At 32.9% G+C, this 19,455-nt stretch carries 17 protein-coding genes, 4 pseudogenes and 1 other annotated feature; of the genes and pseudogenes, 2 read left to right on the forward strand and 19 right to left on the reverse strand.

Going from position 1 to position 19,455, the window contains the following annotated elements:
* Window positions 1-196: 196 nt before the first annotated feature.
* From ACQKMD_RS17110 to ACQKMD_RS17125, 4 genes are all read right to left on the reverse strand, one after another.
* A complete protein-coding gene (locus ACQKMD_RS17110) occupies window positions 197-1,681 on the reverse strand; it encodes a serine hydrolase domain-containing protein (protein ID WP_427753473.1) in 1,485 nt (494 codons plus the stop codon).
* Window positions 1,682-2,147: 466 nt separating this feature from the next.
* Window positions 2,148-2,303, reverse strand: coding sequence for a hypothetical protein (locus tag ACQKMD_RS17115; protein ID WP_427753475.1), 156 nt, complete (start codon window positions 2,301-2,303; stop codon window positions 2,148-2,150).
* A 43-nt stretch (window positions 2,304-2,346) separates the two neighbouring features.
* Complete coding sequence (locus ACQKMD_RS17120) at window positions 2,347-3,258, reverse strand: aminoglycoside phosphotransferase family protein (protein WP_427753477.1); 912 nt, start codon at window positions 3,256-3,258, stop codon at window positions 2,347-2,349.
* 436 nt (window positions 3,259-3,694) lie between these two features.
* Window positions 3,695-4,243: a hypothetical protein gene (locus tag ACQKMD_RS17125; protein ID WP_427753478.1), complete on the reverse strand. Its 549-nt coding sequence runs from the start codon at window positions 4,241-4,243 to the stop codon at window positions 3,695-3,697.
* Between the two features lie 335 nt (window positions 4,244-4,578).
* Between ACQKMD_RS17125 and ACQKMD_RS17130 the strand changes: the two genes are divergently transcribed.
* Window positions 4,579-5,163 (forward strand): Crp/Fnr family transcriptional regulator, encoded by a 585-nt coding sequence (locus ACQKMD_RS17130; protein ID WP_427753480.1) that lies wholly within the window; start codon window positions 4,579-4,581, stop codon window positions 5,161-5,163.
* Between the two features lie 7 nt (window positions 5,164-5,170).
* Here the strand turns inward: ACQKMD_RS17130 and ACQKMD_RS17135 are convergent, their stop codons facing one another.
* Window positions 5,171-5,890, reverse strand: coding sequence for a DUF4386 domain-containing protein (locus ACQKMD_RS17135; protein WP_427753482.1), 720 nt, complete (start codon window positions 5,888-5,890; stop codon window positions 5,171-5,173).
* A 472-nt stretch (window positions 5,891-6,362) separates the two neighbouring features.
* Between ACQKMD_RS17135 and ACQKMD_RS17140 the strand changes: the two genes are divergently transcribed.
* On the forward strand, window positions 6,363-7,106 hold the full coding sequence (locus ACQKMD_RS17140; protein ID WP_427753484.1) for a histidine phosphatase family protein: 744 nt from the start codon (window positions 6,363-6,365) through the stop codon (window positions 7,104-7,106).
* A 25-nt stretch (window positions 7,107-7,131) separates the two neighbouring features.
* On the opposite strand, the pseudogene ACQKMD_RS17145 reads toward ACQKMD_RS17140, so the two are convergent.
* The 14 genes and pseudogenes from ACQKMD_RS17145 to ACQKMD_RS17210 form a co-directional block, all read right to left on the reverse strand.
* Window positions 7,132-7,296 (reverse strand): annotated as a pseudogene (locus ACQKMD_RS17145) (Crp/Fnr family transcriptional regulator); the annotation flags it as partial.
* A gap of 581 nt (window positions 7,297-7,877) precedes the next feature.
* Window positions 7,878-9,230: a PepSY-associated TM helix domain-containing protein gene (locus ACQKMD_RS17150; RefSeq protein WP_427753486.1), complete on the reverse strand. Its 1,353-nt coding sequence runs from the start codon at window positions 9,228-9,230 to the stop codon at window positions 7,878-7,880.
* Window positions 9,231-9,431: 201 nt separating this feature from the next.
* Window positions 9,432-10,079, reverse strand: a complete 648-nt coding sequence (locus tag ACQKMD_RS17155) for an HD domain-containing protein (protein ID WP_427753488.1) — start codon at window positions 10,077-10,079, stop codon at window positions 9,432-9,434.
* A 180-nt stretch (window positions 10,080-10,259) separates the two neighbouring features.
* On the reverse strand, window positions 10,260-11,621 hold the full coding sequence (locus tag ACQKMD_RS17160) for a sodium-dependent transporter (RefSeq protein WP_427753501.1): 1,362 nt from the start codon (window positions 11,619-11,621) through the stop codon (window positions 10,260-10,262).
* Window positions 11,622-11,706: 85 nt separating this feature from the next.
* Window positions 11,707-11,934, reverse strand: a binding site (T-box leader).
* Between the two features lie 285 nt (window positions 11,935-12,219).
* A complete protein-coding gene (locus ACQKMD_RS17165) occupies window positions 12,220-13,092 on the reverse strand; it encodes a YitT family protein (RefSeq protein ID WP_427753489.1) in 873 nt (290 codons plus the stop codon).
* A gap of 159 nt (window positions 13,093-13,251) precedes the next feature.
* Entirely contained in the window at window positions 13,252-13,713 is a 462-nt protein-coding gene (locus ACQKMD_RS17170) for a DinB family protein (RefSeq protein WP_427753491.1), read from the reverse strand.
* A 149-nt stretch (window positions 13,714-13,862) separates the two neighbouring features.
* Window positions 13,863-14,075, reverse strand: a pseudogene (locus tag ACQKMD_RS17175) (hypothetical protein); the annotation flags it as partial.
* Window positions 14,076-14,450: 375 nt separating this feature from the next.
* On the reverse strand, window positions 14,451-15,314 hold the full coding sequence (locus ACQKMD_RS17180; protein WP_427753492.1) for an AraC family transcriptional regulator: 864 nt from the start codon (window positions 15,312-15,314) through the stop codon (window positions 14,451-14,453).
* Window positions 15,315-15,419: 105 nt separating this feature from the next.
* Window positions 15,420-16,301, reverse strand: coding sequence for a GNAT family acetyltransferase (locus ACQKMD_RS17185; protein ID WP_427753493.1), 882 nt, complete (start codon window positions 16,299-16,301; stop codon window positions 15,420-15,422).
* A 70-nt stretch (window positions 16,302-16,371) separates the two neighbouring features.
* Window positions 16,372-17,082 carry an alpha/beta hydrolase gene (locus tag ACQKMD_RS17190; protein WP_427753494.1) on the reverse strand — a complete coding sequence of 237 codons (711 nt, stop codon included), beginning with the start codon at window positions 17,080-17,082 and terminating at the stop codon, window positions 16,372-16,374.
* Window positions 17,083-17,144: 62 nt separating this feature from the next.
* A pseudogene (locus ACQKMD_RS17195) lies at window positions 17,145-17,479 on the reverse strand (IS1595 family transposase); the annotation flags it as partial.
* Window positions 17,480-17,524: 45 nt separating this feature from the next.
* A complete protein-coding gene (locus ACQKMD_RS17200) occupies window positions 17,525-18,130 on the reverse strand; it encodes a hydrolase (RefSeq protein WP_427753496.1) in 606 nt (201 codons plus the stop codon).
* A 246-nt stretch (window positions 18,131-18,376) separates the two neighbouring features.
* Window positions 18,377-19,006 (reverse strand): protein kinase, encoded by a 630-nt coding sequence (locus ACQKMD_RS17205; protein WP_427753498.1) that lies wholly within the window; start codon window positions 19,004-19,006, stop codon window positions 18,377-18,379.
* A gap of 26 nt (window positions 19,007-19,032) precedes the next feature.
* Window positions 19,033-19,143 (reverse strand): annotated as a pseudogene (locus tag ACQKMD_RS17210) (DNA mismatch repair protein MutT); the annotation flags it as partial.
* Window positions 19,144-19,455: the final 312 nt, after the last annotated feature.

A 19,455-nucleotide genomic window follows, 5' to 3' on the forward strand; every position in this document is an offset into this window, starting at 1 on the left:
GCACTGTTCTAATCTTATTTGATTAATTATTATTCAACTATGAAAGAATAATTACAATTACTGAATATTTAAAGGTGAAAAAAAGGAGCAATTCAGCCAAAATAACTGAATGCTCCTTTATTATAAGTACTTTAATAGGCATCTTTGACTAGCGGTTAATTAAATCAACCACATCATAATTGAAATATTCAATATTTTATTTTTCTTTTGAGCTTTCATCTGCTTTCACCCTATTACGTACTAGATTTCCAATATTGATTACTCCAATAATGATTAGGAATAATGAGATGATAAATAAAGCATGCCCAATACCTGGAACAAATAATGTTACCGTTGATAATGGCACCACTTTAATAACATAATACAATATTAATAATGGTAGTAAGAAATTAAAAACAATCAAAGACACTACATTAATTATCATCCTTAAAGGCTTTGCTCTACGTTTTTGTTGTTTGAATATTCTATAAACAGAAAAAGTTACGAATGTTATTGCCACAACAATTATTAAATCAAAGATGATATAAATCATAAAAGGATTCTCTTCGCCGGATTTCAGTGGTTTATTATGTTTAACAAAATTGTATATATTCGTCACCATCTGATCATATCGATTACTATTAAAATAATCGAATGAATTGATTAGTAAAGTAATCCCATACTCTTCATCTAAAAGGACCCTTGTATATGTATTTTCCGTCCAACCATTATGCGTAATTACATCATTCTCTACTTCCCATCCCATTGCATAATAAGTATGATTCTCAATAAAAGATGATGGTTGATGCATTTCATCCATTCTTTGTTTTGATAAAATATTTTCACCTTTAAATTGTCCTTTATTTAATATTGCAATCATATAATTTGCCATATCTTCAGCACTTGAAATAAGATAACCATGAGGAACATTTGCTTCATGATTTAATTGTTCTGTTGGTATTTTAAATCCAAATATCGTTTGATAGCCAGTAGCTATTGTATTGTTTTTATCTTCTTTTGGATCTGCATAACTATTTTCCATCTGAAGCGGTTTAAAAATATTTCTGCTTATATATTCAGTATAGGGAGTCTTCGTGACTTCTTCGATGACTAAACCTAAAATAGCGTAATTCAGATTGGAATATTGGTATGATTCACCAACTCTTTTTTCTAGGCGCAGTCCTTTTAAGCTCTCTACAAGTTCTTTTAACGATTGATCACCTTCAGAAATGACACGTTGCCCATCATATTCAGAAATTCCACTAGTATGATTTAATAAATGCCGGATAGTAATTTCTTTTGATGCTTCCTCATCGGCTAATCTAAACCAAGGTATATATTGTTGAACCGGATTATCCAATTGAATCATTCCTTGGTCCACTAATTGCATGATTGCTAGTGCAGTAAATGATTTACTAACAGATCCAAGGACAACTGGCGTCTGTGGTGTCATTTCCTTTTCATTAGGACCTGATATTCCATAACCTTTGACATATTGTACTTTATCACCTTTTACTATCGTTATTGAAGCACCAGGGATGTTTTGTCTCTCAAGTTCATTATTTATGTATTCATCAATTTTAGAAATGTCTAAATCATTATGATTTTCAGCTTCCACAGTTTTCTCATTTATTGATGTTAAAAAAAATAGAAGAATGATTAGTACAAATTTTACGATTTTTAATAATTTTAAATTTTTCATGTTGTAGGATCCCCCAAAACTCTATAAAATGAACTTTATTCTAAAAATAATGGACACTTGCATAGCTAAATTCACTTTAGACTATAGCTATCATTTTTAAACCTCCTCCTATATTTAAATTCCTATTTTTACCATCATATCATTAATTACGAAACTTGAATAATGTTTTGAAATTCCAAAGATTTTCTAATGCTACTTGTTAAATTAACCTTCCCCGTTAGCCATCCATGCAGTACAAAATAGTCCTGCACCACAGAGAATGAAAATGGTTAGTGGAGTCAATACTAATAGTCTACCGAAAACAATAGTCTTATTAATGTCCGCTCTCCTCTTTTTTTAACGATTAGGCAAGGGTCTTCTTAAGTATTGTCATTTTTCTTTTCTTGAAGAAATTAATTTTCATGGTAGTACAAAAAGTGCGTTAATCCTTATTGGATCAAAGCCCCCTATAGTTCAACATAAGATTCTACACCGTTAGGATACTTTTTAGAAGTTTAAATTCTTGTACTGTATAATCATATAGTTTGTTTGTTTTTCTAGAATTAACTACAACTTCATATGCTGATACACCATAATTTGTGGCAGATTCAATGCACTTTTTAATAATCTTTTCTAATGCCATATTTCCACCTCCTATTAGAAAAGGCACAATACTAAAATGGAATCTATAGTTGACTATACCATTTGGGCTTTATATCGCTAAAGTAGTTATGGTCCTCTAAAAATATATAAATCTTAGTTAGCATACTATCGATTTCTTCAGGTACGGCTTTTATTGTCCAAACGACAGAAGAGAATACACACATCGCTAAGTATAGTGAATAAAGTCTCCAAAAATGGTCATCTGGTTCTTCATCACCAAAATACCCTATAATTTGCCCATTAGAAAATGGAATACTGACTTCTCGACTAAAAATTCCAAGCTTCAGAAATTCATGAATAGGGTCACCCCAATCATATCTATTAAAATCAATAACTCCTGCTAGTTTGTTATCCTGAATTATTAAATTGCCCGGATGGAAATCATCATGTTGAAAAAGATTCGGACGATTTTTCATGTGATACAAATTTTCTTCAATGAATTGAATTATTTTTTCGTCATTTTCAATTGTTATACCGCTTTTTAAATAGGCATTAATATAATTACGGTGTTTTTTCAACTTTCTATCATACCAAGAGTCGATATTTTCAGGTGCTTGTAACTGGTGCATTTTCTTTAATTGGTTACCAGCTTCAATACCGATGGCAAATTGTTCTTCTTCAGAGCATATCAAAAGATGATTTTCTGCATCATTACCATCAAGATAAGAGGTGATCATATAACCCTTGTCTTGAAAACTTCCAATATTAATCGGTCTAGAGCATTTTATCCCTATGTTCTGCATCTTTTGTAAAATCATATACTCACATTTTTTAGATTCTAGCAAATCTAAATTGAAAGTTTTAAGAAGTAATAACTGGTCATTTTCATTCAGTTGAACTATATACTTGTCATCTCCAGAATAACCTTTATGTATTTTTGTAATTTCTTTAAAATTGCTTAATTCAGGAATCTGTGACATATCAATTTCCAACATATGTTCCTCCTAAGAATGATTTATTTAATATTTTTTCTGCCCTTTAGTACATTAGCTCTATGGTAAACTCTCTCTTATAATATAACAATATTATCCAAAAACCAGGTTTATTTACATAATAAAAACTGAACTAATGCAGAAATGATTAGTTCAGTCTTCATTCACATTCTTTAGGATTTCTTTTAAAGGTACTAAATATTTAACCGATAATGCGGAGAGTGTTTTTAAAATACTTCACGGCTTGATTTAAGATCCGGTTGCATATCAGTAGAAATCATTGTAATACAATGTAACAGCATTATCGAAATTTAAAATGTTCAATGCTCCCAATTTCATTTCAATCTTTCCCCTCCTATTTAGATATTAATCTCTCAGCATTATTTGCTGTTTATTAGGAGGTTACATTATGATTGAAAATCCTCACTTTATATGTGAATTAATTAGTTTGCTCACATTTCACAATAGAGATTCTATACAGATCTTCTGATGAATATTGTGAAAATATCTTGTTAAGAGTTGCACCAAATTCTGTTTTAGACATACTTGTATTTGCTTGTTTCATACAAATACTGACCAACTCTTTTGAGATTTCAGTTGATAGCCCTATACGACGATAGCTTTTGAGTATGTTATTAGACGAATCTATACCCAGCACATCTAATGCAATGCCCATTCCATCGGCTAACTCTTCTGGTTTCGTCATACTCTCTATTTTTCCTTTCGGATCGCTATACAACCCAAAATGGAAAGGTGCTTCTGACATATTTATCTCGGTTCCGAATTGACTGCACAAGAATAAAATACCATTCATAGTACAGATTCCAAATTTATAATGCCCTCTTTTTAAGTCATTTGCTTCAGCTTTACTCATACCATTGTATATAACAGATAGTTGGAATCCACCCTCTGTATAATCTAAAATGACACCTTCCGTCCCCCTTACATTAATAGCGTAAGGTTTTCCAACTTCTAATGTACTAAACATATAATAGCTCCAATTCTAAACGCATTTATTGTTATTTAATTCTTTCTCCAATTAACTTTCTGTTTTTAGAGAATTCTATTAAAAAATCAACACTCTCTATACTTATTAAGCGAACTTCTTCTCTTGCATTAAATCTGCAATTCCATTGATGATAATGATATATTATTGGCATAAACACTTACGACTATGAAATAGTAGAATTTCCTTTTATGCAGGAGAATAAGACTGAGTACTTTTATAGTAAATGAATTGTTTCACTATTAACATCAACATTCTATTACATAATACAAAGAATGTGTTGATCATAATGACTTAATCAAAGGAGTTATATCACAATGAAAAAATTATTAATGAAGTATATGACTAGATTTACCACACTAAGCGAAGAAGAGCAACTGGCAATCATTGAAGGTATACAAATTAATGAATTTGAAAAAGGATCAATACTCCTTAGACAAGGAGATGTTCCGACAAAATGTTATTTTATTTTGAAGGGATGTGTCAGGCAGTATTCTATAGATGAAACAGGAAAAGAGTTCACATCCAATTTCTATACAGAAGAACAAGCTATATCGAATTTCAATCATCATAAACAGAATAAGTCATCCGCTTACTCGTTAACTTGTTTAGAAGACTGTATATTGGTCGTTGGTGACCTTGACACCGAAAAGGACATGTATAACAAATACTCACAATTGGAAACAATGACACGCAAGATGATCGAGCACAATTTTGGTGAGGTACAAGATGAATTAGCTTCATTTATAGCATCTACTTCAGAAGAACGCTACAAAGCACTATTACTGAAACGTCCTCATTTAGTCGATCGTGTACCCCAATATCAATTGGCGAGTTATCTTGGTATTACCCCAGAATCATTAAGTAGAATCAAAAAGCGAATCGAGAAAGGGAAATTGTAGGAAGCTGTTATGCATCTTTAAGTACCTTTCCGCCTCTGAATAGCAGCCATATACCAAAGCTCAATTCTCCTACAATCATTGGTACATTAAATACAATTTTAAGAATTGAAATTACCCCATCATATTGAGAAAAAATTGAGATAAATAAGTTAATGACAATATAACCTATTGAAGCAAACAATAATAAAATGCTAATGACTTTAGGTATTCTGTCTGATTTAAAAGCCAAATAGCCTACAATTATGAGATGCACACCAAAAATGATCAATCCTATAGACCAAATATATTCAAATGCTTCAAGTAACAACATCATATGTGCCTGAAGTTGATCGATCTTAAATAATGATAAATAGTCTGTACTTTCCGAGAGATGCAATACAAAGATCAAATTTAGTATGGCAATTCCCAATACAAAAGCATAAGTAAGACGGAGCCATGCACTAAGTAATGAAACGCTTTTATTAATTGGCTTCAGAAAGATATAAAAAGCCCAAGCAACCACAATGTCAGTGATCAGAATAATGATCCAACCAAAGATTTCAGCTTTGAAAAGTAAATTGGATGACTGAATGTTATTAAAAGTGGCGCTAGCATCCCCTTGCACCACAAGGCTTTCGTGGACAAAGCCATAGGAAAAAAATGCAGCAAGAGCCATGATGATAAGTGATGTTCCAGCAATCAAAGCAGATTTTCGTTGATACGATTGTTTTTTTACTGAGGTAGTCATAATATCTCCTCCTATATTACAATATTGGTTTTATTTTAATAGGAAGACTATGACTGGTCATTGACTTAAATCAAGATTCCAAATTATTTTGGAATCTAAAAATTATATACAGCAGCTTGTGCGGTAAGCCGTACCATAAGTAAGTGAGGTTTGAGCATTTGTCAAATAACCCACTTGCTTATGTATTATTTCTAACTTATTTAAGCGTCAAATATATCCCAACAGTTGTTTAGGAGGGCTATATTTGACACTTATATTCTTGCTTTCCTGCTATATAATCCACTATCACGTGACGTAGTAGAAGAATTCTTGAAAAAGAGGTTGTTAATTTAGGTAGGACAATTAAATCAAATACAAATAAGAATTAAGTATCTCATATTTGTTTTTTATATAGGCAAACATAATGTACACTTTAGGGCGAGTGACATAGATTGTTATTGTCAAGGAAATTCAATTTGAAGGAGAAACAACATTGACTAACCGACAAAATCAAAGCCTTAACCATTTAGTGTTGGACCATTTGGCAAAAGTAGATCATTACAAGCGTTTAAAAATGGTTTCTGCAAACAACCCGGCTTTATTTCATCAATACGCAGAACAGCAATATCTTAATCAAGCACTTGCACACAGATTCGAAGCATCGATAGCAGAGGCGATGCTACCAAAATGGGATAAACTCCAAACAAGTCCATTACTTACTTTACTTCGTAATGGCGGATATAATATATATGCGAGGCACGGGGAAGCAACAATAGGAGAAGATCAAGTAAACTTGAACATCCAGGATTGTTCGACTCAAAGAAATCTCTCTGAGGAAGGGAAAAGACAAGCAATGGCCTACGGAGAGGCACTTCGCTCTCTTTACATACCTATTCACTATCCTGTCCTCGCCAGCCCATTTTGTAGAACGAGAGAAACCGCAGAATTGGCCTTCGGTAAAGAAAACGTCCAAGTCGACCCTTTCTGGCTTGAAACATATTATTTAAGTAGCAACTCAAGCATAGCAGAACAACAAAGAATCCTAAATAACCTCAAATCAGCCCTAGAAATCCCACCACCAGCGGGTAGCAATAAAGTCATCATTGCCCACAGCTTTCCAACAGGGCTTGGTTTCGGGCCAATCCCATACATGGGAACAGTTATTGTAAAACCTCGCGGGGTAGGTTTGGGCTTTGAAATTATTGGTCATGTTTCTTTAAATGAACTATTAGTTTGAGTTAAAATACGCAATAATAAAGCTTGCTCGTGGTGAACTCTTTTCCCGTTTCATCTATAGAATACTGCCTGACACATCCCTTCAAAATAAAATAACATTTAGTCGGAACATCACCTTGTCTAAGGAGTATTGTCCCTTTTTCATCTTTAATTTGTATACCTTCAACGATTTCCTGTTGTTCTTCTTTGCTAGTGTGGAAATCTAGTCATATTTTGTGAAGTAGTTTTATTTCTCATATAGGATGCCTCCTACTTTTTATGTACTTCTCTTTATTCACAAGAAGCAATCTCAATAAGTATTCCTTTGGCTGCGTGTCGAATTACATTTTATATGTCTGCTCTCTTACTTCGCTAAGAGTTGAATGGAGAATGTCTTCACCCTATTCAAAACGTCCGCCCGGAAAGTTCCACTTATCAATGGAGGTTGTTTATTTTCTTATATTACTAAGACTTCATAATCTTCTAATACTCATATACTAACTACTAAAACAATCCCATTTTAAGCCATTCTATTTACTCAAGTATTTTATACTTATTGCAACACTTTGCCTTGTGAAGAAGTTAATCTCATAAACTCTTCGGCATCTTTAACGCATAATTCAATTCCTTTTATCCACTGAGCCAATCCCCTTCGTGATCCGTTTAAAGTATTTCATAAATCGTATTTAACTAAAGGTTTGCAAAAATGCAAAACGCCACTGAAATTATTGAATCACAGTGGCGTTTTGCATTTGCTTATTTAATTTTCAAAGTATAAATCTATCTACGTATTTCATATCTTATGTTTTACCAACATGAACGTTTCTACTAGTAATACTAGAAGTAGTGAGATACCGAATAGTGGCATAACAATACCCAGCAAAATCATGATGATAATAAATCCAACAGAAACACCTTTTGAAGTATTAGGAGGTGCAGAAAACTCTCCTTTCTTTTTACGAGATAGCCAAGTTTTAATACCCCAAAAAATGACGAAAACAAAAGCAAGACATACAATTAAATTGATAATTTTATTTGGCCATCCAAATAAATGTCCTTCATGTAAAGGAATTCCCCAAGTAAACCACTTAGCTAAGATACCATAGTCTTCATAGCCCGCTTTAGAAATTAACTTCCCGCTATATTGATCAAAATATGATGTCATTTCATCGTATGGACTAACATCTAATCCAGTTACACCAGTGTTACTACTTTTAGCAACAGTATATACTCCCTCTTCATTAGAAGGGTAAATAATAGAATATGGCTTAGAAATATTAGCATCTTCTACTTTTAGCATCAGTTTATGGACATTTAGCATATTTTCATTTTCAGACATATCCATACCAGACATATTCATACCTTTGTGAAGTGCATGTGGATCATCATTAGAAGAAGCGGGTGCTGCATTTTTTCGAGTAGCCCACGGTATTTCACTCATATCAGAAGTAGGTGGGTTTACTTGTTTTTCTGGATTACCAATAGAGGGGTGCTCTTGTGAGGCTATATAAATGAAATTCCCCATAAAAGCCGACCAAGGTAATCCAGTAAGGATGATAACAAGCATCGGAATAGTAATAATTGTCCCTACAAGTGCATGCCATTTCTTATTTTTTTGACGAGTGGAAGTATTTTGTTTTTTCTTCAATACCTTCCCTTTAAAAGTCATGTATACACCTGTAATTAGTAGGAATATAGCCCAACAAGAAGCTAATTCAACTAGATAATTGACAACTGTTCCTCCAACAAATAATGAACTATGAACATTTCGCATGATATTTGCAAATGTATATTTCGCATTTTGGGTTCCTACAATTTGATTATGTTCATCTAAGAAAACATATTTTTCATCGCCTTCTTTATTCCCCATCGTTAAACGTGTATTATATGGGTCGTCAAGAACAATGATTTTAGATACTGAATATCCTTCATTTTGTTCTTTAGCTTTAGCTATTCCCTCATCAATGGTTAACTGTTCAGAATATGTACTATCACCAAAGAAGTAATCATCATATACATTATTTTCGACATTCGTATAGAACAAAAAACCAATTCCACTAAGTGTTAAAGTAAGTAGCAGTGGTGTAATAAATAACGCAGCATAAAAATGCCATCGCCAAAATCGATTATATAAACCTTTATTCATTTCTTTCCTCCAAAAATATTCAAATTTTTATAGAACAATACTATTCTATAAAAAAAGAGTGAAATTTGAATGAAGTTTTTAAATATTATTTTATGTAATTGAACTTTCATGCTAATTTTGAAGAGGGAAGAATGTAGGAATGTTCTATAAGCAATTTCATATGCACAACTTATAGCAAACTCAAAGAAAGCCATAAACTTTTTAATGAATATTTATTTTAATATTATCATGTCTAAGCTTCTTTGATTTGAGAGCTTCAGTATCCAAACCGAATTCTTTTAGCTTTTGTTCACCTTCTGCTTCAATCAAATCCTTTAATTCAGTCAATACTGGATCAAAGTCTGTGTGTTTTCCCAACATGTATGTCATTTCATGTTCTATCGGCAACCACGTATCTATATCTGCTTCATTATGTTGAATTTGCGCTTCTAGCTTATCTAAGGCATTCGCAACTTTTGCTTCGTATGTGTTCTTTTGTTCAAACTCAAACCAATAATTATAAAACAATTGGCCAGTCTCTCCACCTACAAGATCACGGATTCTCTCTATTGCTGCAATTTCATTTTTCATTTTCAACTCTTTTACTTCAGAATTATTCATAGTTTCAAAAGCCGGAATATCTGTTGCGTATGCCTCTACTAGGTCATGGATGATAATCATTTTAAGTAATTTTTCACTATTCACCTTTAAAGGAAGAGAAGATTCTATAGCCATAGCCATTAATGACACGCGCCACGTATGCTCTGCTACACTTTCTTGACGGCCATTTGACAACCAGCTATGACGCAATTCCATTTTCAGTTTTTCGCCAAGCCTAATCAGTTCTAAAACTGCTTTCAACTGTTGCATGATCTATTACTCCTCTACATTTTCATATAAATAAATCTATTTCCGTATCTACTTATCATGATCCTAAACTCTATAAATTGAAATATAATAAAAAAGTGCTGAAGCCAGGCAAAATTTCTGCTAACTTTCAGCACTTTCTGTTTCTCTTTTATTATGCACTAAAAATTAAGTAGTTTCATATTAAAAGAAGGTAATAATTTTATCTAGTATTCCAGTAGTATCAAGGAATACGATAATAATTACTAATGGAATAATATATCTCATGATAAAGAACCAAATATTAAATGCAATAGCCCCTAAGCTAGAATGCTGTAATACTTCTTCACGTAATTTACTTTTCTTAATCTTAAGTGGTACGAAAATAGAGATTAAAAATACGCCAAGTGGCATTAAAATATTACTAACTAAATAATCTGCTGAGTCAAATATACTCTTCGAGAAGATTAAAATATCTGCAAAAACGCTATACGATAATGCAGAAGGAATTCCTACTGCGAAAATTAAAATACCAATAATATATGCATATTTTGTTCTCTTCTCTTCTTTCCCTTTAACAAGAGAAGCTACAATGATTTCTAACATAGAGAAAGCCGAAGTTAGTGTGGCAAATAAGAATAATGCTAAAAAACCTAATAAGAATGCTTCTCCAAAAACGATTTGATCAAACACAGCTGGTAATACAACAAACAGTAACCCTGGTCCTTCAGCAGGTTCTAAACCTAATGAAAACACAGCTGGGAAGATGGCTAACCCTGCTAATAATGCGATGAATAAATTCATTGAAACGATTGAAATTGCAGGTTGAATTAAGCTCTCTTTTTTTGACAGATATGAACTATAAGTAACCATTACTGATACTCCGACACTTAAGGAGAAGAAAGCTTGCCCCATTGCATACAGAATACTTTCAGATGTAATACTCGAGAAATCAGGTGCTAAAAAGAATTTCACACCTTCCATTGCATTATCGAGTGTAAGTGAACGAATGATTAAAACAAAAAATAGTATAAATAATGCGGGCATCAAAATTTTACTTACTTTTTCAATTCCATTTTGAATCCCTTTTGCTACAACTAAAACTGTAAAAGCTAAAAATGCAAATTGGGCTCCAATTACCAACATCGGATTACCAATCGTCCCGTTAAAGACGGATCCATAATCTGCTCCCTCACTAATAATTCCACCAAATAAACCTTTTACAAAATATATTACAATCCAGCCACCAATTACACTGTAGAAAGACAATAAAAGGAAACAAGTAAATACCCCTAAATTTCCAATCCAGTGCCAATTAGTATTAGGAGCTAAACTACGGTAAGCACTAACCGCTTCCTTTTGTGTGCTTCTACCAATAACAAACTCTGCTAATAGTAATGGAAAACCAATAAACAAAGAAAATAATACAAACAGAAGGAAGAATGCTCCTCCCCCACTAATACCAGTCACATAGGGAAGCTTCCATATTGCGCCTACTCCTATTGCTGATCCAGCTGCGGATAAAATAAAACCAATCTTAGATGACCATTGCTCTGATGTTTGAATGCTAACCAATCCTATCTATATTTATTACGTCCACTCCTCTTTATACCAAAGGAAAAGACAAAAAAGCCACGTCTCTATCTTTTACGATAGGGACGTGGCTGTTCACGCGGTACCACCCTAATTGGAAACAAAATATGTTTCCCACTTGTTTAAATAACGGTTTAATCCGTTTTTATACTGCTTACTCTCTGTTGCAGTAAAAAAAAAGCTCTAAGAATGAAATTCACCTAAATCTATGTATCAGTTTCCACCAACCACTGATTCTCTGTCAACAGGGAGACCCGGCTTAATATGTTCTTGTCATAGCTTATTTGATATTTAGAATATTAAACGAAATTATAGTATGATAAAATGCCGAGGTCAAGACTTTTTTCAGACTTTTATTATTATTCGACCTAATTACTTTTTTTAACTCTTTACGTATACTAGATTTAAAGACATTTTTTTAGTTCATAATTTAGTTTTTTCCCTCTTGATTAATAATAAAAGAAGACTTGAGAGATCATGTGTAAATAGAAAATCACCTCTTTATGACGTAAAAAATAACGAAATAAAGAGGTGTTTATTTAATATTTTTCAAAACTTGTCCAATTATAGATTATTTTACATCATCTTCATCAATTCTTGCTTTTGAAAATCCTCTTCCAAGTATTTCAGATGCATTTAGGAAAATGACAAAAGAATTGGGCTCTTTATCTAATAGAAGCTTTTTGAAATAAACAGCTTCTGATTGTTCCACTACACATAAAATCATTGTTTTTTCTTGATTCGAATAACCGCCGAGTGTTTTAATCTTCGTCAAGCCTCTATTGATTTCATGCTTAATAATAGACTGGATTTCTTCTTCTTTATCGGTAATAATCAGCACTAATTTAGTTGGTGATGTTTGTAGCTGAACAAAATCGATTACTTTACTTGTTACGTAGATGGAAATCATGGCATACAGTGCTAACTCAAAGTCAAATACTAACGCAGACGTGATGACTACTAATCCATCTACAAGTAGCTGTGAAAAGCCACTTGATAATCCCGTAAATTTCTTTAGTATTTGAGCTATTAGAGCAGTTCCTCCTGTTGAACCATTCCCTCGGTAAACAATTCCAAGTCCTACTCCTAGCATAATCCCGCCATAAATAGCACTTAATAAGGGATTATCAATAGGTAAATGGAGACCTGTCGTTATCCAAATAACAAGTGGAACGAACGTAGTACCAACAAGTGTTTTCCAGCTAAAATCTTTACCTACTATTAGGATTCCTAAGATAAATAATGGAATATTTATCAACCACTGTACGTATGCCGGATTAAAATGAAAAAGTTCATATAAAATGGTGCTTATCCCTGAAACACCGCCAGCAGCAAGTCTAGCAGGCAATAGGAACATATTGTATGCAAGACCAACAAGCGCTGCTCCCAACATGATTTGTATATATTCAAAAACAACTATCTTTTTTTGAATTTTCTTGTTCATATAGCCTTTGCTCCCTCTTCGTTCTAAATTCTTCCTCATTCTAACAGAAAAGGGATGTTACAACATAACTTTATCTTTTATAACCATACTTTTTTATTTTAATTTAGAAACTTAAAATTCCTTACGATTATTCCTGAATAGGAATGTAAAGTATAACTATCATTCAAATAACATCACAGATGGCTCTTTCCGCATTAATGTTACGTACAAATGCAATTGTGCTCGGTGGTGATTTAGATGTGCTAAAATCTCTAATAACCATTCAAAATGGCTATAAGTTGTTCCCCAATACGATGTTGCTGTACTAAAAGCATCAGGTAGACTTTCATAATAACAAACTAATTCTTCATACCCCTCATTCAATTGCTCCAGCATTTCCTTTTTACTATTGACTATATTAAGTTCATAAAATGCATCCATTTCTTCCATTGAAGCTTTTTTGATTATTTGAAGATCTGCCCTACATAAAATAGATAAATGACTAACTAACTCCCCGACAGTTCGCTTTCCTTCAATAGGAGCAATTTGAAAATCTGATTGATTTAAAGTTTCTATTAACCCCTTTATACTATTAATCGTAAATTGAATTTGATGGAATGTATTTTGTAAATATGTATTCATTTTATTCACTTCCACGAAGAATTTATATAAAAACTAATGTGTTTTCAGGACATAATAAAATAATAATCGCTGTAAGGTAGCAATGAAAAATGTGATACCATCAAGATAGAGATAGTAGATAATATAGTTCTTTTATTCATATTCTCAAACTATGATTTCCCTTTCTCACTATAAATTCCATACGCAATAATCCCCAATAAGTAGCCTATTCCAGTTCCTAAACTAACTGTAAATACTAGAAAGCTTGGTTTGAAAAACATGCCCAGTATTACACCGATAGCACAACCAAAAATCATTCCTATTGGTATTAAACTATCTATTAAATCTTGAGCGTCTTTTGACTTTTTCATACCTAATGTTCCTTTCTATGTTGCTTTATAATAGTCAACCATTGAGCCTACTCACTTCCTTATGATTCCTTTTCCTTGAGATTCCTCAGACATAAATACCCTATATTTGGAGATTTGTTATTCCAATCTATATAATGCAGTACAACCAGTTTCCCTATATTGAATCCCTGCATCAAATCCATTATTATTGGCATTTACAATACAATATCAATTTGATTATTTATTTTGTATGAAAATTCATTAGTACCCTCCTGTATTGTAGCAAACGCCTTATTTAAATACAGAACATTTCAACAGTTATATTATGATTCAAATCCTCTTTAAAGAAAAAAACAGCAGAAGTTTCATAGTCTCTGCTGTTAAATATTATTGATGAAACAAACTTAATTACTTTAACGGAATCCAAATCTCAGAATACAAATCTGGACTAAATGGATCATCATCAGTGTATACCTCTAATTCTGGTGTACCTGCATGCTCATAATTATTTGATGGGAACCATTCTGAGAATATCTGTTTCCATACTTTTGGCATTGCATCGGGCATAGGTCCACGAACTTCGAATACCCCCCATTTTGATGCAGGGATTTCTAGCTTTGCAAATCCTTCGGGTGGAGTACCACCATATTCTGTTGCTATCCAATAGTCGATTTTTTCTTCTGATTGTGTATCTTTTTTATCTACACATACGCCTAGAACACCTGTTATTTCTCCATTGTTCAACTTAAATAGTACCTCGTCAGTTCCCTTTGCATTAATTTCGTCCCAAAATACTGGGATGCCTTTAAGATTCTCGTCATTCTTTAATGCAAATTCACGGTTGAGTCCTACAACTTGAAAACTTTCTCTTTCAACAATTTTATACTCCATCGGTGTTGCTCCCTTCAGACTTACCTGGATTGCCAGGCGATTATAAGATTTCAGCTTTCCAATGTTCTTTCGTACATCACTTGGTGTTACACCATGTTGTCTACGAAATGCTTTTGTAAAAGCCTCGGGAGTGTCGTAGCCATATTTGTAGGCGACATCAATTATTTTGCAGTTATTATTTGCTAACTCATGTGCAGCAAGGGTTAAACGCCTCCCTCGAAGATACTCTCCTATAGACATATCGGTCAATATCGAAAATGTTCGTTGAAAATGATATTCTGAAACGTTCGCTTGTTTCGCTATATTTTCAATCGATATACTCTCCGTTAAATGATTCTCCATATAGTCTATTGCCTTCTGTAATGATTCAACCCAACCCATATCGCTCACTCCTTAATTGAATAATAGCAGTCCCAAATAACTAAATCCTGTCATTTTATGCTGAGATAAGACCGTATTCTATGTAATGTTTTAACTAAACGTAATCTAGCACTTTCCCCCCTGAAACGTAATCCAAGTTGGACTTGGCTCAAAAGGACATGATTTTAAAATTTCTAAAGCATATATACTGGTCGTATCAAATTCACCTACTAGATATTTATAATCATTGGTCTTTGCATATGTAATTTGATGAGAGGTTAATATTTGAAGCACAGACAGATGCTCTAGTTGATCAACACCGCTCCAACCTATTTCCAATTCCGCTTCATCCTCTGCTTCATGTAAGAATGAATACGCAATAATGTTTTGATTTACCGGATTACAAAGAATGAAACTTCCATCTAAAATGGCATCGCTATATAGTTGCTGCCACTGCTGTATCGACATTTCCGCCACAGGATTCGCAAGATGTGTTTCTTCATAATTACGCTTAACAAGTTCTGTTAGTCGTTCCATCTGACTATGATTATCCATTATGTCTTTTAATGTTTTTAGTTCGTATACGCTCTGATCCAATACTTGAAAACGTTGCTGTAAGTCCAATTTAGGCATATATGTTTTACGAATAATGTTCATATCCAATTGTTCATACAATTCCATTAGCTCCCTAGACGTTTCCCATAACGATGTCTGTAAAGGAAATTCCAATACCTCGTTTTGCTTTACATATTGCAATAATTGTAGCCCTACATTTTGAGAAGAGAACGGTTTAATGTACAATCGAAAATACAGACAATACGGATGCAGTTTATTTTTCCACGTAACAATTAGCCCTACTAGATTCGCTCCATCATAAGCCATAAAAGTAAACTCGTATTTTAGATGTTCTACAATTTGTATAACGAGGGGCTCTACATAGCTATATTTCATCAATTCTTTCACTTCACCAAACTGATTCTCAGTGTACTTTTTTATGTCTAAATCCAAACTAATCCACCCATTTCTGATTGAATTTTAAGGGAAGCCATTTTGACTTCCCTTAATTCGCTTTTTATTATCATTTAACGTAAATATGTTTTTTCAGCCATTGTCTGAAATACTGCAACTGTTCCTCAGAATGGAAATAGTGTTCTCCATTCTCCATTACTTGCAAATTACAGTTAAAACGTTTATTAAATTCAGATACAACGTCAAACTCACATAAGTTATCTTCTGAACCATAGAGAATTGAAGTTGGATTATTCCAAGCAACAATAGGATGTTCTTTCACATAACAGTAGTAATCCCAATAGAGAGTTTGTCCAATAGGTGTAGAAATTTCTTTCTCTATTTTTAGTCTACTCTCACTTACGTTAAACCATGTCATCATATTATTTATGATACGTTCCATATTTACCACAGGAGAGAGAAACAAACACTGCTTCAACGGCTCATGGCTATATTTTAATAGGCAAAAATATGCTCCCATGCTACAAGCAAAAATGCTGATATTATTTGATAACGATTTTGCATAGGTCATAATTGTATTAAGGTCTTGAACACAGTTTTGAACTTGGCAAAGATAAGTATCATCCTTACGGTCACCATGTTGAGGTAAATCAAAACTAAGCACTTGATAACCTACTGCTATTGCTTCTTCTGCAAATACAATAATCGAGTCATCTGCCTTATTTGACATGTTACCATGCACCACCACAAATAACTTATCTGATTTGTCACCCCACAAAACTGCCGGAATATTCTCTATTTTAAAATTATTTTTTATCATTACAATTTATCCTCCATGAAATATAAATAAATCGTCATTCCAAATATTACAAATGTATATACCTAAATAAATATTGACTCTCTTTCTTTAAAATCTGTTAATCTTGTATAAGCATAGGCTACATTGTATTGAACCATAAAGTTCTTGATTTTAACAACTTCTTTGTCAGTTTCAAATAATTGTAGCCATTTAAACCAATACAAATAATTGCTGATATATTTAGTTGCAACACCATTAAACTTATTCATCCACTTTTTACTTTGCTGTGTACAGCATTAATGTGGTGAATATGGTAAATTCCTTCTTTATGTTTTCCTCTTTGTCTACGTTTATGTTCCTATGAACAATCTTTGGCAAACTGAACATAACTCTTATGCCTATCAGTACAAAAAATAGAGTTATCCCCTACACGATTGTTAATTTCATTAAAGATTTATTGTAATTAACTAATTATAGGTTTTATATTCAATAACCCCGTTTCAACTGATGTCTCTATATAACCAACTATCTGATTAAACGTAAATACATTGAGTTTTTCATTGATAACTTCCTTATCGTACTCCATATCGCCTAATACATAAGGAACGAACTCTTCAACATCTTTGGACTTAACCTCTTGCAAATCAAAGATTGTAGGGAGAGGATAACTTAGCATCTTTCTCAATTCATCTGTCAAACCATAGTATTCTAATAATTTTCCATTCAGTAATTGGAAATCATTATGGTATAGATTAAATATCTCTTTATTAGCTTCCATTCTGTTTTTCAACCATGGAAGATAAAAACCTTTCAGCCATATATCATCAGAGATTAAATGTGTAAAATACCCCAGTATATAATGACTTTCTATTTGCGAACTATATTTATGTAAAAATCCTTTATAATCAATTCTTCTTGAATAATCTTGTACATCACCTTTAAAGAAATGTGATAGGTCTTTAGGTGAAACAGCATCTGGAGCAATACCTCCAAGTATAAAAGGTGTTCTATCTTCTATCGATAGACACTCTGCAATTCTATTAGCTATAACCAAGTGCATTGAACCCATAATTCCCCTCACCCTTCAATTAACTATTCTGCCCTTTTCTTAACAAAGAGCAACTTGTCTTTCTTTATAGATTATTAAAACCCGATAAATTATCAACATTTTCTGAATAAATGTATGATGAATAAAAAAATACTCTCTTATAGCTATCATGCTGCAAGAGTAAAAAGTTGCCGCCTAACTAGTTGGTAGTTTACTACATTGTGTTGTCACCAATCTTTTCAGCCTAGTTCCATTCAATATAAAGATTTACTGCTTCCCACAAGCATAGCAGCGCTTATCTTTATCTTCTTTGCCATACATGCGTAGTTCCTTTTCAACACCACACACTCGGCACTTCTCAAAATAAATTTGTGGCAGCTCCCCCGCCTCAGCTAAGGGGACCCATTCTGCTTCATACAAGCTTTTTGTCATACCAAAATCAATTATTACTAGATTCCCTTCAGTATTTAAGCCAAAGTTACTGCTATCCTTTAGATCAAAGCTATCAAATCTTTGATCAAGTTCTCTTAATAGCCCTCTTAATCTCGTGGATATTCTACTATCTTCTACTACGTCTAACTCATATGTCTGATTGTCTTTTAGCTCTAAATTTTTGTAATAGCGTTGTATACAAATATCCTCATTAACATAAACCATCTCTGCTAATAAATCTGCAGCGTTTCGGGCTTTCATATATTCATATATTTCTATTTCATTTAGTGATTGTTTGTACCCTATAGGATGTAAGTGTACTTTTATTACAAACTCGTCAACACGGTACACTTTTCTTGAAGATCCGATACCAATACAGTTTTCTTCTTTACAATAAGGTTGCCAATTTGAAATAATTTTATTTACCATGTCATCAATCCTCGCTGTCAATTGAAATTCAAGCATATATAATGCTCAATAATCAAAGTCTATTATTCGCTATATAACATTGCTAATAAGTTATATTCCGGATTTACTTCCCACGTTTCATATGGGACAAAATATTTCGCTCTCATTGCATCAAGGGTGCGAGATTTTTGGTGGGCGAGTTATGTTTAGCCAACTCATTCAATTGTCCTATAAGTTCCGTTTTTTGTAATCACTTTTTATTACCGATAGTTTATTTTAACCTAATTATTAGTTAATTATATAGATGAATCAATTTCATAAATCGTATTTTTTTAGAGCACAGACTACTCCCATAGTGCAAAATCTGTTTTTAAAAATTAAGCTACGTTTGGTTGTTCACGTAAAGCTTGATTGATACGATCGACTGCTAGTTTGCTCGCGTTGTAAATCAGTGTAATCAATTGGAAATGACACTTTGCTTTTTCCCCAGAGCGATGGCGGACATT

It is taken from the genome of Viridibacillus sp. NPDC096237 (assembly GCF_050278625.1).
In the GTDB taxonomy this organism is placed as follows: Bacteria; Bacillota; Bacilli; order Bacillales_A; family Planococcaceae; genus Viridibacillus.